15 protein-coding genes are annotated in these 13,730 nt (G+C 64.4%); 5 read left to right on the top strand and 10 right to left on the bottom strand.

Annotated elements, in window-relative coordinates; genetic code table 11:
• Window positions 1–162: 162 nt before the first annotated feature.
• From CDV49_RS09715 to CDV49_RS09755, 9 genes are all read right to left on the bottom strand, one after another.
• Entirely contained in the window at window positions 163–975 is an 813-nt protein-coding gene (locus tag CDV49_RS09715) for a VOC family protein (protein ID WP_256947300.1), read from the bottom strand.
• Window positions 972–1,391, bottom strand: a complete 420-nt coding sequence (locus CDV49_RS09720) for a DoxX family protein (protein ID WP_088215344.1) — start codon at window positions 1,389–1,391, stop codon at window positions 972–974. The genes CDV49_RS09715 and CDV49_RS09720 overlap by 4 nt, the downstream gene beginning before the upstream one ends.
• 100 nt (window positions 1,392–1,491) lie before the next feature.
• Entirely contained in the window at window positions 1,492–2,397 is a 906-nt protein-coding gene (locus CDV49_RS09725; protein WP_088215345.1) for a LysR family transcriptional regulator, read from the bottom strand.
• Window positions 2,398–2,459: 62 nt separating this feature from the next.
• A complete protein-coding gene (locus CDV49_RS09730; RefSeq protein WP_088215346.1) occupies window positions 2,460–3,305 on the bottom strand; it encodes an ATP-binding protein in 846 nt (281 codons plus the stop codon).
• Window positions 3,302–4,168: a twin-arginine translocase subunit TatC gene (gene tatC, locus CDV49_RS09735; RefSeq protein ID WP_088215347.1), complete on the bottom strand. Its 867-nt coding sequence runs from the start codon at window positions 4,166–4,168 to the stop codon at window positions 3,302–3,304. The genes CDV49_RS09730 and tatC overlap by 4 nt, the downstream gene beginning before the upstream one ends.
• Window positions 4,165–4,683, bottom strand: coding sequence for a Sec-independent protein translocase protein TatB (gene tatB / locus CDV49_RS09740; protein WP_088215348.1), 519 nt, complete (start codon window positions 4,681–4,683; stop codon window positions 4,165–4,167). The genes tatC and tatB overlap by 4 nt, the downstream gene beginning before the upstream one ends.
• A 26-nt stretch (window positions 4,684–4,709) precedes the next feature.
• Complete coding sequence (locus CDV49_RS09745) at window positions 4,710–4,934, bottom strand: twin-arginine translocase TatA/TatE family subunit (protein WP_035746531.1); 225 nt, start codon at window positions 4,932–4,934, stop codon at window positions 4,710–4,712.
• Between the two features lie 248 nt (window positions 4,935–5,182).
• Entirely contained in the window at window positions 5,183–5,962 is a 780-nt protein-coding gene (locus CDV49_RS09750; RefSeq protein ID WP_088215349.1) for an SDR family oxidoreductase, read from the bottom strand.
• Between the two features lie 105 nt (window positions 5,963–6,067).
• Window positions 6,068–7,594, bottom strand: coding sequence for a DEAD/DEAH box helicase (locus tag CDV49_RS09755; protein ID WP_088215350.1), 1,527 nt, complete (start codon window positions 7,592–7,594; stop codon window positions 6,068–6,070).
• 231 nt (window positions 7,595–7,825) lie between these two features.
• On the opposite strand from CDV49_RS09755, the gene CDV49_RS09760 reads away from it, so the two are divergent.
• On the top strand, window positions 7,826–8,242 hold the full coding sequence (locus CDV49_RS09760; RefSeq protein ID WP_179209164.1) for an OsmC family peroxiredoxin: 417 nt from the start codon (window positions 7,826–7,828) through the stop codon (window positions 8,240–8,242).
• Window positions 8,243–8,308: 66 nt separating this feature from the next.
• Window positions 8,309–9,073, top strand: coding sequence for a transglutaminase-like domain-containing protein (locus CDV49_RS09765; protein ID WP_088215380.1), 765 nt, complete (start codon window positions 8,309–8,311; stop codon window positions 9,071–9,073).
• A 3-nt stretch (window positions 9,074–9,076) separates the two neighbouring features.
• On the opposite strand, the gene CDV49_RS09770 is transcribed toward CDV49_RS09765, so the two are convergent.
• Window positions 9,077–10,675, bottom strand: coding sequence for a peptide chain release factor 3 (locus tag CDV49_RS09770; RefSeq protein WP_088215351.1), 1,599 nt, complete (start codon window positions 10,673–10,675; stop codon window positions 9,077–9,079).
• Window positions 10,676–10,793: 118 nt separating this feature from the next.
• Between CDV49_RS09770 and tpiA the strand changes: the two genes are divergently transcribed.
• Genes tpiA through CDV49_RS09785 form a run of 3 tightly spaced genes read left to right on the top strand, consistent with a single transcriptional unit; the run spans window position 10,794 to window position 13,230 of the window.
• The gene (gene tpiA, locus CDV49_RS09775) at window positions 10,794–11,537 is read left to right on the top strand and encodes a triose-phosphate isomerase (protein WP_088215352.1); all 744 of its coding nucleotides are present in this window, start codon (window positions 10,794–10,796) and stop codon (window positions 11,535–11,537) included.
• Entirely contained in the window at window positions 11,534–12,721 is a 1,188-nt protein-coding gene (locus CDV49_RS09780; RefSeq protein ID WP_088215353.1) for a cytochrome P450, read from the top strand. Before tpiA ends, CDV49_RS09780 begins: the two co-directional genes overlap by 4 nt.
• Window positions 12,718–13,230: a GNAT family N-acetyltransferase gene (locus tag CDV49_RS09785; RefSeq protein WP_088215354.1), complete on the top strand. Its 513-nt coding sequence runs from the start codon at window positions 12,718–12,720 to the stop codon at window positions 13,228–13,230. The genes CDV49_RS09780 and CDV49_RS09785 overlap by 4 nt, the downstream gene beginning before the upstream one ends.
• The last annotated feature ends 500 nt before the right edge of the window (window positions 13,231–13,730 follow it).

Consider the following 13,730-nt stretch of genomic DNA (forward strand, 5'->3'; position numbering starts at 1 on the left):
TGAAGCGGTATCTAGGTAATCACAAACAATCCCGCAAGCAGAAAATGCAGCAAACAGACCACATTTTTCATATTACCTTCACAACACCACTTATCCACAGAACACAATGCGCAAACCATCCACTCAAAGACACAATATTACAACGCACGCGTAAGAGCAGGATCAGGCCGAGAGACCGAGACGAATCGTAGTGCCCCATGGATCATCCAGATGCAGCGATTCCACCCCTTTCATGCGAGCGGATTCCCTTACCGCGAGTCGAACTTCCTCGAGCCCGGTGGACGGACGCTGCCTGACGCGCGCGCCACGGCTGTTCCAGACGTTCGTTGCCAGATGATGGTGATAGCCACCGGTCGCGTAGAAGGTGGCGCCTGGGTAATGCGTGGTGATGTCGAAACCCAGTTGGCCTGCGTAGAACGCCTCGGCCTCCGGGAGAGCGCCAACCTGCAGATGCACGTGCCCGACCATCGACCCCTCCGGCGCGCCGGTCCAGGGCGTTGCGGCTTCCAGAACAGCGGCGACATCCATCCGTTCGGTGGTCATTGCCACCTGCCCGTCATGCCACTGCCAGAGGCTGCGCGGACGGTCGGCATAGATCTCGATGCCGTTTCCCTCGGGGTCCGCCAGATAGGCGGCTTCGCTCACCAGATGGTCCGAGAGACCCTGAAGCGGCGTCTTAAGGTCGGCCACATGGCGCAACCAGCCTCCCAGAGCGCCCCGGTCGGGCAGCAGAAAGGCCGTATGAAAGAGACCTGCCTCCTGCGGCATCCGCTGGCGGGCGTTCGGATCCTTGCGCAGCTCCAGAAGCCCGCGCCCCGCTGTACCAAGAACAGCGCCCACGGCATCCTTGCTCAGGACCGACAAACCGACAACCGTCTCGTAGAATCGCGTGACCGTATCCAAATCCCGGACGCGGAGAGCGACGCTTGCGACACTCACCGGGTCATGGTCGGGACCATGTTCCATTTCCATCATACTCTCTCCCCTGAAGCCGACCGCGAGGGTTTCGCGGCAAACGCGCCATCACCGATCAACGCGAGGGCCAGCAGACCGGCGATCCAGAGCGCGAGAAACTCCCAGCCGCCATTCGGGTTGGTGAAGAAAAAGCCCGCCGGCCCATGGACGGTCGCGATTGCGCCGATCAGCGGCAGGGTCATGATTACAGCAACCCAGCGCGTATAGATGCCAAGGATAAGCGCCAGCGCACCGATTATTTCCCACGCGATGGTGATATAGGCCAGCCCGCCCGGCAGACCGAGCGATGCGAAGAATTGAGCGGTTCCCGCGGGGGTGAAGACAAACAGCTTCAACCCGGCATGGGCAAGAAACAGGGCACCGAGCGTGACGCGAAGCAGCAGCGCGGCATAGGGTGCCGTTCGAGTATCCAGCATGACAGATCCTTCAGGGATTCGATTTCATGCGCAGAATATGGCCCTATCCGTTACGGCAATAAATGGCGATATTGGCGGGATATTCATCCCAATATGGAAGTTATTCCCAGGCTGGCGACCGGAACTCCGCCACTAGAAAGTCGAGCAAAACCCGCACCTTCCGCGCGAGATGCCGTCCTTGCGGATAGAGCGCGAAGATGGAGAGCGCTTCCGGCTCCCATGCTTCCAGCAAGGGCGTGACATGGCCCTTGCGCACACTGTCCATGGCGAGAAAGGCGGGAATCGACGCCACCCCCTCGCCCGCCTCAGCAGCGCGCAGGCACGCTTCCGCATTCGCAAATCGAAGGCGGCCGGTCACAGGATATTCGAGCGCCTCCCCGGTCCGGGGGTCGCAAAACTTCCAGCGAAAGGGTTCCGCCATATTGGTATCAAGGATGCAGCGGTGGCCGCGCAGGTCATCCGGCACCTCGGGCCGGGGATGATCGGTGAGGTAATGGGGCGCGGCGCAGCGCAGAAGCCGCGTCTCCGACAGCCTGCGCCCGATCAGCGAGGGTGAATCACCGATACGCCCGATGCGGACCGCCACATCATAGCCCTCCTCCACCAGATTGACCTGACGGTCGGTGTAGGACACGTCGAGCACGATTTCAGGATAGGCTTGCGCGAAGCGGAGCAGCACCGGCGTGAGTGCGGACACGCCGAAGGACAGCGGCACGGAGGCACGGATCCGCCCCGCCGCGGTCTGAGAGGCAGTCCGAACCGCCGCGTCCAGCGCATCGAACTCCAGCAGCAGATCGCGAAGCCCCTCGTAGTAGGCGCGGCCCGCATCCGTCGGATGAAGTGCCCGGGTGGTCCGGTGAAGGAGACGCACGCCAAGAGCCTGCTCCAGCCTGCCGATCAGCTTGGACGCCTGTCCGGGGCTCGCGCCCAGCCGTTCGGCACCGCGGGCAAAGCCGCCCGCCTCGACAACCGCCACGAACATCCGATCGGCTTCGAGCCTGTCCACCTGCGACTCCTCTTGCTACGGGAGGAGGTAAGCAGTTTATAAAGCTGGAGAAAAGCGTTTCTTCAGGCGCGCAGAGGAACGCCCTTGCGGCCTGCGAGGTCGGTAAAGAACTGCCACGCGACGCGGCCCGACCTCCCCCCGCGCGTCGCCTGCCATTCGATAGCCTCGGCGCGGAGTTCATCCTCGGCCACGGGCACGCCATATGCGTCGCAATAACCGCGGATCATGGCCAGATACTCGTCCTGATCACAGGGATGAAAGCCAAGCCACAGGCCGAATCGATCGGAGAGAGAAACCTTCTCCTCCACCGCTTCGCCGGGATTGATCGCGGTGGACCGCTCGTTCTCTATCATGTCGCGCGGCATCAGGTGCCGCCGGTTGGAGGTCGCGTAGAACAAGACATTCTCCGGACGGCCTTCGATACCGCCATCCAGAACCGCCTTCAGGGATTTGTAATGCTGATCGTCGTGGCTGAAGGAAAGATCGTCGCAGAACAGGAGGAACCGCTCCTCCGACTTGCGCAGGAAGTTCAGCAACCGTGACAGGGACGGCAGGTCTTCGCGCTGCACCTCGACCAGTTTCAGCGGCCACCCCTGGCGGCGGACTTCGGCTTGGACGGCCTTCACCAGACTGGACTTGCCCATGCCCCGCGCGCCCCAGAGCAGCGCATTGTTGGCCGACAGTCCCCGGGCGAATTGCAGGGTGTTCTCCAGCAGGACGTCTCGTGCACGATTGACGCCGATCAGGAGGGAGAGGTCCACGCGCGCGACATGCGGCACCGGCTCGAGCCGGTCAGGCCCGACATGCCAGACGAAGGCATCGGCGAGCGTGAAATCCGGGAGCGCGGCGGGCGGCGGGCTCATGCGTTCCAGAGCCGCGGCAATCCGTTCGAGTGTCTGCATCGTCATGCCTTGTCCTTCCCGTCGTCTTCGTCCTCGTCCACCCAGAGCCCCTCCGCCTTCATCTCGGCCTCCTTCCGGCGCTCGATCCGGCGGATGAGGAAGATGGAGATCTCATAGAGAGGGTAGATCGCGGCAAACAGGATGGACTGGCTCATCACATCGGGGGGCGTGGCGATGGCTGCCACGATCAGGATGACCACCACTGCATAGCGCCGCACGCTGGCAAGCCCCTTGGAGGTGATCAGCCCGGCCTTTCCCATCAGCACGAGCAGGACCGGAAGCTGGAAGCACAGGCCGAATGCCGTCACGAAGCTGATGGTCAGCGACAGGTATTCCGCGACGGAGCCCTGAAAGGTGATGCCGGCGGTATGGGGCGTCACACTGCCCGGTTCCGCGGGAATCGGCACGCCGGGCGTTCCGACCTGCTGGAAGGTCAGGAAGAAATTGAACGCGATCGGAATGACCACGAAAAAGGCGAAAGCTGCGCCGATGATGAACATCACCGGGGAAGCGATCAGGAACGGCAGGAAAGCGGCTTTTTCGGACCGGTAAAGTCCAGGCGCAACGAAGCGCCAGAGCTGATAGGCGATGATCGGGAATGACAGGACCAGACCGCCGAACATCGAAATCTTGATGGCGACGAAGAAGCCTTCCTGCAGCTTGATGAGAACAAGCCCGCAATCCTGCCCCCGTTCCGCCAGAGCGCCGCAGACTGGCCAAGTCAGGAAGTTGAAGATCGGGTTCCAGACGGTGAATGCCAGGAACATCGCTACCACGAAAGCGAGTGCTGACCAGATGAGCCGCTTTCTGAGTTCCGCAAGATGTTCGATCAGCGGGGCGGAGGAGTCGTCGATATCTTCGGACTTCATACTTTGGTCCCGTCTCCGGGGCTTTCGGCCGAGGCTTTCGCCACGGCGGGTTCGGATACGGGTTCGGACGCGTGCGCGCGCGGCGCGGCTGCCGCGACCGCCGCGGGATCGGTTCCCTGAGCGTTTGACGGCGTCTCCAGCGGAGCGGTGGCTGCAGGGGGGACCGGGGCTGCAGGGGGCGGCGCGGATCCATTCGCCGCGGGAGGCGTGGTCACGCCGGACGTGGTCGTGCGGTTTGCACGGCTACGGTCGTCCCAGTCGTCCAACTTGCGATTGACCGCATCGAGACCCGACTGCATGGGCGAGCGGATGGAATTCAGGTCACGCTGAATATCCTTCAACCCGGCCTCATCCGCCGCGTCTTCCATGGCGCGCTGAAAATCACGCGCCATCATGCGCCCCTTGGCCGTCACACGGCCCAGTGTGCGGAACATGGCAGGCAAATCCTTTGGCCCGACCACGACCAGCGCCACAATGCCGATCAGGACGAGTTCGCTCCAGCCGATGTCGAACATGTTCCGCTGCCTTCAGGTTCGCAGGGTCAGACCTTGGTCTTTTCCTGCTCCGGGGTGGTCGCGGGCGTTACGTCACGCGCCGCGGCGGCGGAAGCGGATTCGATCTCCTCCGTCCCGTCTTTCACCCCTTTCTTGAAGGCAGTGATGCCCTTGCCGACTTCACCCATCAGCGAGGAAACCTTGCCGCGCCCGAAGAGCACCAGCAGCACCACACCGATGATGAGGATTTCGGTCACTCCGAAACGACCCATGGCTTACTCCTTCTAAGGCGTCACTGCGCCTGTTTCCCGTTCCTACGGCCGGGTGTCAACGTGCTGACTGACAGACTTACTCCCCCCTTTTGTCCTTTCAAAGCCCCCTCAACCGCATAATCACGGAAAATCGTTCAGGGTGCTGGATAGCTGAAAAGACTTAAAAAAGTGTATGTCGCGCGCTCAGTGTGCCCCGAAGAGCCCTGCAGACCCCCGTCACCGGCCTACCGGCAACGGGGAATCACCCTTCACATTGTCAGGTTGTTCAGGCCGCCGTCCGGCATGAAGTTCTGCCCGATGAAGAAGCCTGCATACCGGGAGCAGAGAAAGGCGCAGGCGGCGCCGAACTCCTCCGCGGTGCCATAGCGTCCGGCGGGGATGCTGGCATACCTGCGCTGACGTGCCTCCTCCAGAGAGATGCCCGCCTGCTTGGCCATGCCGCCGTCGAGGGCGATCGCCCGGTCGGTATCGTGGATGCCGGGAAGCAGGTTGTTGATGGCCACGCCCTTGCCCGCGACCTGCCGGGATGTGCCCGCGACGAAGCCGGTCAGTCCCGTGCGTGCCGTGTTGGACAGTCCGAGGGCTGCGATCGGCGCGCGGACGGATTGCGAGGTGATGTTCACCACCCTGCCCCAACCGCGATCCGCCATGCCGGGCACGAGCGCCTGCATCAGCGCCACCGGCGTGAGCAGGTTCGCATCGAGCGCCTTGATGAAATCGTCGCGCGACCAATCCGTCCAGGTGCCGGGGGGCGGGCCGCCTGCGTTGGTGACGAGGATATCCGCCTCTCCTGTGGCCTTCAGAACACGCGCGCGCCCTTCGGGATCGACGATATCGGCGGCCACGGTCGTCACCTCCACGCCATAACGGTCGCGGATATGGGCGGCGGTCGCCTCAAGCGCCTCGGCGCCGCGCGCGTTCAGGATGAGGTCCACCCCCGCCTCTGCCAGAGCCTCGGCACACCCCCGCCCAAGCCCTTTCGACGAGGCGCAGACCAGCGCCTTCCTGCCCCGAATACCCAGATCCATCCGCTTCTCCATCATTCCCTGAAGAAGGCGTAGCATCCGGCGGCGCGGGAGGCCAGCCGCACGGAGCAGGCGCGGAGGCCGAAACGGCAGCCCCCAAGCCTTGCGTCAGTTGCCCGAGGGTGTGGCGAAGGAGCGGAGCATGAACTCCGGCACGTGATCCCCCATGCCGACGACGGGCCCATCGTCCCGCTTCTCCTTCCGGTCGCGACGGCCCTGACCCTCGCGGGAGCGGTGCGGTTTTTCCTCACGCGCAGGGGTTTCGGCTTCCAGGCGCGGCTCCTCCGGCGGGGCGGATTTGGCCCTGGGCTTCTCGGCCGGCTTCTCGGCGGACTTCTCGACGCGGGTCTCCGCCTCGGCCTTCGGCGATTCCACGGGTTCCGCAGCGTCTGCCTTGCGGCGACCGCCACGGGTCCGGGTGCGCGTGGGTTTCTCCTTGCGCGGCTCGCCTGCGGCCTCATTCTCCTCCACAGCGGCGATGGAGATCGGGTTCGCGATCCGCGGGATCGGCTGCTTGATCAGGCTTTCTACATTGGCGAGATACTTGTCGTCAGACGGAACCGCGATGGTAAAGGCCTTGCCCTTCCGCCCCGCGCGCCCGGTCCGCCCGATCCGGTGGACGTAGTCCTCCGGGTGGCTCGGCACGTCGAAGTTGAACACGTGGCTCACCGCCGGAATGTCCAGACCGCGCGCCGCCACATCGGAGGCCACGAGAATGTTGATCGAGCCGTCGCGGAAGCCGTCGAGCGTCTGCATCCGCTGCCGTTGCTCCAGATCGCCGTGGATGGGAGAAGCGTTGAACCCGTGCTGCTTCAGCGATTTCGCCAGCACATCCACATCCATCTTGCGGTTGCAGAAGATGATCGCGTTGGTGCAGGCCGCGCCTTCCTGCCGCAGCAGACCACGCAGGACGGCGCGTTTCTCCTTGAAGACCACGGCCCGGTCCTTGCGGCTCGGCTTGAACTCGACCAGCCCCTGCTCAATCGTTTCGGACGTCGTCGCCTGACGCGACACCTCCACCCGGACCGGGTTGGACAGGAAGGTCTTGGTGATCCGCTCGATCTCCGGCGCCATCGTGGCGGAGTAGAACAGAGTCTGCCGGGTGAAGGGCGTGAGAGAGAAGATGCGCTCGATATCAGGAATGAAGCCCATGTCGAGCATCCGGTCCGCCTCATCGACAACCATCATCTGCACGCCGGTCAGCAGCAGCTTTCCGCGTTCGAAATGGTCGAGAAGCCGCCCCGGCGTGGCGATCAGAACATCCACGCCCCGGTCGATGAGCTTGTCCTGCTCCCCGAAGGAGACGCCGCCGATCAGCAGCGCCTTGGTGAGCTTGGTGTATTTGGCATAGACGTCGAAGTTGTCGGCCACCTGCGCCGCCAGCTCCCGCGTGGGGGCGAGCACGAGGCTGCGCGGCATCCGCGCGCGGGCGCGGCCCTTGTCAAGCCGGGTGATGAGCGGCAGGGTGAAGGAAGCGGTCTTGCCGGTGCCGGTCTGGGCGATGCCCAGCACGTCGCGCCCTTCGAGCGCAGGCGGAATGGCTCCTTCCTGAATGGGGGTCGGTGTCTCATAGCCCGCCTCTTCGACGGCACGGAGCACCTTCGGGTCGAGATTGAGATCTGAAAATTTTGTCATTGGCGTCCAGTGGTTCGGCGGCATCGGGCCGCGCGGTCAGGAGGACGCCGTTCCATGCGTCCCGGCTCGGGTCCGCAGGAGCGGACGCAATTGCTTACAGTAATTCCACTGGAAGGTCAACAATCGCGGCCCAGATGCTCCTCAGCGGCCGCATTCGCCGCTTGCCGGATGCCCGCGACGGTGAAACCAATGAGCGGGGCACCGCGTTGTCCCGTAACAAGGAGAGTTCCCATGATCGAGAAATACGGCACCGCAGTCTGGAACGGATCGCTGAAAGAAGGCCACGGTTCGCTCAGCACGCAAAGCAATGCGTTGACGGACAAGTCCTATAGCTATGCGACACGGTTCGAGAAAAGCGGCGGCTCCAACCCGGAGGAGCTTCTGGGTGCGGCCCACGCCGGCTGCTTTTCCATGGCGCTCGCCAGCATCCTCGGGAAGAAGGGGATCACCCCTCACGAAATCGACACGACCTCCAAGATCACGCTCGACCCGAGCCAGGGTGCGATCACCAAGGCGCATCTCGTCGTGGTGATCCGCGCGGATGCGGATGAGGAGACCCTCGTCGCTGCCGCCAAGGAAGCAGAAACCGGCTGCCCGGTCTCCAAGCTGTTCAAGGCGGAGATCAGCATGGAAGCGCGGAAAGGCTGACCCGTGTTGGACGCCCGGCATCCCCTCACCATCCGGTTCGGCTGTGAACTGACCATCGGTTGTGTCATGCCGACGCCGATTGTGACGATGCTGGACGTCCATCCCGAGCGGCAGGCGGACCTTTTGGCCCCCGTGGCGGCAGAGGTTCGCGGCAGCATTGAGGATGTCGAAAGCTATCTGGACGCCCACGGCAACCTCTGCCGCCGCTTTACCGCGCCTGCGGGCGATACGACCGTTCTGCTCGACGGGCTGATCCGCGATGACGGACTTCCCGATGCGGCGGACGAGGATGCGGGCGAAAATCCCGTGTCGGCCCTTCCGCCTGAGGCGCTCTATTACCTCACCGGCTCACGATACTGCGAAACCGACATGATGAGCCAGCGCGCCTGGGATCTGTTCGGAAACCTCCCGCCGGGCAGGAGCCGGGTTCAGGCGATTCTCGACTACGGCAAGTTGCAGGTCGCCTTCGACTATGCCCGCGCCAGTTCCACCCGAACCGCCTCCCAGACCCTTGCGGACGGCACGGGCGTCTGCCGCGACTTCGCGCATCTCGCCATCACCTTCTGCCGCGCGCTGAATATCCCCGCGCGCTACGTCAACGGGTATCTCGGCGATATCGGGATCCCGGCCCAGCCCAGCCCGATGGACTTTTCCGCCTGGATGGAGGTGTGGCTCGGGGATCGCTGGTGGACCTTCGACCCCCGCAACAACGCGCGGCGCATCGGGCGCATCGTCATCGCGCGCGGCCGGGATGCGGCGGATGTGCCCATGCTTGCCAGCTATGGCCCGCATGAGCTGAAAGGGTTCCGCGTCTGGACGGATGCGGTCTGAACCTCAGACCATCATCTCCTTGGTCGCGGTCAGCTTCAGATCGGGAAAGTCGCGCTGAACCCGGTCGATGTCCCATTGCAGCCGCGTCAGGAATACCACGTCGCCGTCGTGATCCTCGGCGATATGACCCTTGTTGATGTTGACGAACCGCTCCAGCTCCGCCTTCGGGCCGGAGACCCAGCGCGCGGAAGTGAACTGCGAGCCCTCGAACCGCACGGGCAGCGAGTATTCCTGTTCGATCCTGCTCGCCAGCACCTCGAACTGCAGCGCGCCCACCACGCCGACGATGAAGCCGGAGCCGATCATCGGCTTGAACACTTTCGCGGCGCCCTCCTCCGCGAACTGCATCAGCGCCTTTTCAAGGTGCTTGGCCTTCATCGGATCACCCGCGCGCACAGTCTGCAGCAGTTCCGGCGCGAAGGACGGGATGCCGGTGAAATGCAGCGCCTCGCCTTCCGTCAGCGCATCGCCGATCCGAAGCTGGCCATGGTTGGGGATGCCGATGATGTCCCCCGCCCAGCCTTCCTCCGCCAGTTCCCGGTCAGCGGCAAGGAACAGGACGGGGTTCGACACCGCCATGGGTTTCTTTGTCCGAACGTGCAGGAGCTTCATCCCACGCTCGAAATGTCCCGATGCCAGCCGCACGAAGGCCACGCGGTCCCGGTGCTTCGGGTCCATGTTCGCCTGCACCTTGAAGACAAAGCCGGTCACGGCGGTTTCCTCGGGCAGGATCTGCCGCTCCAGCGCCTTCTGCGGCTGCGGCTCCGGTCCCCATTCGCCCATGCCGTCCATCAGTTCCTTCACCCCGAAGGAATTGATCGCGGAGCCGAACCAGATCGGCGTCAGCGAGCCGTTCAGCAGCGACTCCCGGTCGAAGGCGGGCAGAAGCTCGCGCGCCATCTCCAGCTCCTCGCGCAGCTTTGCCAGCAGGTCGGCGGGGACGTGATCGGCCAGCTTCGGATCATCCAACCCGCTGATCTTGATTGATTCCGCCACCCGGTTCCGGTCGGCCCGGTCCATCAGTTCCAGACGGTCGTGCAGGATGTCGTAACAGCCAAGGAAGTCGCGCCCCACACCGATGGGCCAACTGGCCGGACACACGTCGATGGCGAGGTTTTCCTGGATCTCGTCGATGATCTCGAAGGTATCGCGACTTTCCCTGTCCATCTTGTTGCAGAAGGTCAGGATCGGCAGGTCGCGCAGGCGGCAGACCTCGAACAGCTTGCGGGTCTGGCTCTCCACGCCCTTTGCGCCGTCTATCACCATGATGGCCGCGTCCACCGCCGTCAGCGTGCGATAGGTATCCTCCGAGAAATCGGAGTGGCCGGGCGTGTCCACGAGATTGAACCGGAATTCCCGGTAATCGAACGACATGGCGGAGGCGGAGACGGAGATGCCCCGGTCCTGCTCCATCTTCATGAAGTCGGAACGGGTGCGCCGCGCCTCCCCCTTCGCCCGGACCTGACCCGCCATCTGGATCGCCCCGCCGAACAGCAGGAACTTCTCGGTCAGCGTGGTCTTGCCGGCGTCCGGGTGCGAGATGATCGCAAACGTGCGCCGGCGGGCGATTTCGGGCGGAAGGGCGGGGCGGTTCTGTGACATGCGCCCGCGAATAGCCGAAGCCACGCACCGGCGCAATCGCGGCCTCCGCCGAAGGGGGTGCTTTCGCGCCGTCCGGTGATCGCCTATTGCTGGAGAAAAGCCATGACGGAGAGACGGGATGCGGAAGCTTGCGGCTGGTAACTGGAAGATGAACGGCACTCGAACCTCTCTGGCCGAGGTGGAGCGGCTGATCGCCGCCTGCCCGGAACCGGGGTGCGACGTGCTGATCTGCCCCCCCGCCACGCTGATCGCGCCGCTTGTCCACAAGGCAGAGGGTGCCATCGCCGTGGGCGGGCAGGATTGCCACTGGCTGACCTCCGGCGCGCATACCGGCGACATCTCCGCCGGGATGCTGGCCGATGCCGGCGCGACCCATGTGATCCTCGGCCATTCCGAGCGCCGGAGCGACCACGGCGAGACGGATGAGGTCGTCCGCGCCAAGGTGCAGGCCGCATGGGCGGCAGGCCTCGTCGCCATCGTCTGCGTGGGTGAGACTGAGGAGGAGCGGGACGCGGGAGGGACGCTGAACGTCATCGGGCGTCAGGTCGAAGGCTCGCTTCCCGATGGCGCGAGCGCGGAGAACACGGTCATCGCCTATGAACCCGTCTGGGCCATCGGCACCGGCCGCACCCCCACCGCCACCGAGATCGCGGAGGTTCACGCCTTTCTGCGCAGCCGCCTCGCCATCCGCTACGGAACTGCGGGCAACGGGATGCGGCTGCTCTATGGCGGATCGGTGAAGGCCAGCAACTGCACGAGCGTCTTCGCCATAGCGAATGTCGATGGGGCGCTGGTCGGAGGCGCCTCGCTGAAGGCGGAGGATTTCGCCCCCATCGTCGAGGCGCTTTCCGCCGCCGGATGAAAGCCCTCCGCCAGTCCCCGACGGATCCCGCCTTCGTGCAGGATCCGTACCCGTTCTATGACCGGGCCCGCGCCGCGGGGCCGCTGTTCCTGTGGGAAGATTACGCCCTTCTCTGCGCAGCGGGCCATGCGGAGGTGAATGCCCTCCTTCGCGACCGCCGCTTCGGGCGGGAGCCGCCGCCCGGTTTCGCACCCGAAATCCCGGCGCATCTGGCGCCGTTCTACGCGGTGGAGGCGCATTCTATGCTTGAGCTGGAGCCGCCCCAACACACGCGGCTCCGGGGGCTGGTGCTGCGCGCCTTCACCTCCCGGCGGATCGCGGCCCTGGGGCCGGAGATCGCCGCGCTTTGCCATGACCTGATCGACGCGCTGCCAAAGGGCGGGGCGGACCTGCTTCCCGCCGTTGCCCAGAAGCTCCCGGTCATCGTCATCGGGCGATTGCTGGGCGTGCCGGAGAATCGGGCGGATGATCTGCTCCGCTGGTCGAACGCCATGGTGGGCATGTATCAGGCGGGGCGCACGCCAGAGATGGAAACCCGCGCCATCACCGCGACGGAGGACTTCGTGGCCTTCCTGCGGGCGCATGTGGAAAAGCGCCGCGCCGCGCCGGCCGACGATCTCCTCTCCCTCCTCATCGCGGCGGAGGCGGCGGGGGACAGGCTCTCCACCGAAGAACTCATCTCCACCTGCATCCTCCTTCTGAACGCCGGGCATGAGGCAACGGTCCACACCCTTGGCAACGCGCTCAATGCGCTTATACCCCGGGGGATCGTGCCGGTGGATGAGACCGTTGCCCCGCTGGTTGAGGAGGTGATGCGCCATGATCCGCCGCTCCACCTTTTCACCCGCTGGTGCCGGGAGGAGGCGGAGCTGTTCGGCCATCGCTTCCGCCCCGGCGAACAGGTGGGCTGCCTGCTCGCCGCCGCGAACCGCGACCCCGCGGTCTGGCCGGACCCCGCGCGCTTCAACCCGCGCCGGGCACCGGGGCCGCAGCTTGCCTTCGGCGCAGGGATCCATTTCTGCGTCGGCGCGCCGCTTGCCCGGCTCGAGTTGCAAATCGCCCTGCCGATCCTGTTCGCACGGCTGAAGGGGCTTCAATTCTCCCACCCGCCGCGCTACGCCGATGTCTATCACTTCCACGGGCTGGAAACCCTTCCCGTCACTTATGAAAGACTGCCGCGATGATCCTTCGCGAAGCGACCGCCGCCGACCTGCCGCGACTGGCGGAAATCTACAACGACATCCTCGCCACCACCGATGCCATCTGGAACGATGCCCCCGTGGACGCGGAGAACCGCGCCCAGTGGCTCGCCGCCCGCCGGACACAGGGCTATCCGGTTCTGGTGGCGGAAGAAGAGGGCCGCGTGCTGGGATATGCCAGCTTCGGTGATTTCCGGCCCTTCTCCGGCTACCGGCTGACGGTGGAGCATTCCGTTCACCTCGCGCCTGAGGCGCGCGGGCGCGGCGTCGGTCGGATGCTCATGCAGGCGCTGATCGAAGCCGCGCGGGAGGCGGGCAAACATGTGATGGTGGGCGCCATCGGGGCGAGCAATGCCGCCTCCATCGCGCTGCACGAGAAACTCGGCTTCACCCATGTCGGCATGATGCCCGAGGTGGGCGTGCGGCAGGGGCGCTGGCTGGATCTCGTCCTGATGCAGCTCCGGCTGGACGCGGCACCTGTGGAGGATCGCTGATCCAGAGCCGCGCGCCGGGAATGCCGCGGATGGTGGCCTCTCTCCTCGAAAACCGGTGATCGACAGATTGAGAAGGGGGGAAAGCGCCGCTTCGGAGTTCCCCCGAAAACCGGCTGATGCAGCCTTGTTTTTGAGGGGAGTGCTTCCTGTCGCGGCCTGATTGGCCTGTTCACTCATCCCCTAGAGCTATGGCCGCCGATCCGCTCCCCTTTGCACATCCCAAAGCATCGGCCGATCCAAAGCTCCCATTGCAAACCTGCTGCAAAGAGAACCCCGAATCTTTTGGCTTTGGCAGAACAGGGTTAGCAAGCTTCTGAAAAAAGCTTTTTGGCCTGTGTTGGAGCGGAAATCGTTCGCCATCTGACGAAATCCAGCCGGAAATCTATAGACTTCCCGACGTTTCCGGGCCGATTTTCCGCTCTTCGGCACATAGGCATGGCACTTCAGGACTTTTTCAGCAGCCTGCTAGAGCTATGGCCGCCGATCCGCTCCCCTTTGCA

The sequence above is a fragment of the Haematobacter genomosp. 1 genome, from assembly GCF_002196855.1.
Taxonomy (GTDB): domain Bacteria; phylum Pseudomonadota; class Alphaproteobacteria; order Rhodobacterales; family Rhodobacteraceae; genus Haematobacter.

What these genes read in the sequence shown, in the direction of transcription:
- tatC (WP_088215347.1), bottom strand. Translation starts at nt 4,168, where the DNA reads ATGAAGTCCGAAGATATCGACGACTCCTCCGCCCCGCTGATCGAACAT.
- CDV49_RS09780 (WP_088215353.1), top strand. Translation starts at nt 11,534, where the DNA reads ATGAAAGCCCTCCGCCAGTCCCCGACGGATCCCGCCTTCGTGCAGGAT.
- CDV49_RS09755 (WP_088215350.1), bottom strand. Translation starts at nt 7,594, where the DNA reads ATGACAAAATTTTCAGATCTCAATCTCGACCCGAAGGTGCTCCGTGCC.
- tatB (WP_088215348.1), bottom strand. Translation starts at nt 4,683, where the DNA reads ATGTTCGACATCGGCTGGAGCGAACTCGTCCTGATCGGCATTGTGGCG.
- tpiA (WP_088215352.1), top strand. Translation starts at nt 10,794, where the DNA reads ATGCGGAAGCTTGCGGCTGGTAACTGGAAGATGAACGGCACTCGAACC.
- CDV49_RS09785 (WP_088215354.1), top strand. Translation starts at nt 12,718, where the DNA reads ATGATCCTTCGCGAAGCGACCGCCGCCGACCTGCCGCGACTGGCGGAA.
- CDV49_RS09770 (WP_088215351.1), bottom strand. Translation starts at nt 10,675, where the DNA reads ATGTCACAGAACCGCCCCGCCCTTCCGCCCGAAATCGCCCGCCGGCGC.
- CDV49_RS09720 (WP_088215344.1), bottom strand. Translation starts at nt 1,391, where the DNA reads ATGCTGGATACTCGAACGGCACCCTATGCCGCGCTGCTGCTTCGCGTC.
- CDV49_RS09765 (WP_088215380.1), top strand. Translation starts at nt 8,309, where the DNA reads ATGCCGACGCCGATTGTGACGATGCTGGACGTCCATCCCGAGCGGCAG.
- CDV49_RS09715 (WP_256947300.1), bottom strand. Translation starts at nt 975, where the DNA reads ATGATGGAAATGGAACATGGTCCCGACCATGACCCGGTGAGTGTCGCA.
- CDV49_RS09760 (WP_179209164.1), top strand. Translation starts at nt 7,826, where the DNA reads ATGATCGAGAAATACGGCACCGCAGTCTGGAACGGATCGCTGAAAGAA.
- CDV49_RS09750 (WP_088215349.1), bottom strand. Translation starts at nt 5,962, where the DNA reads ATGGATCTGGGTATTCGGGGCAGGAAGGCGCTGGTCTGCGCCTCGTCG.
- CDV49_RS09745 (WP_035746531.1), bottom strand. Translation starts at nt 4,934, where the DNA reads ATGGGTCGTTTCGGAGTGACCGAAATCCTCATCATCGGTGTGGTGCTG.
- CDV49_RS09730 (WP_088215346.1), bottom strand. Translation starts at nt 3,305, where the DNA reads ATGACGATGCAGACACTCGAACGGATTGCCGCGGCTCTGGAACGCATG.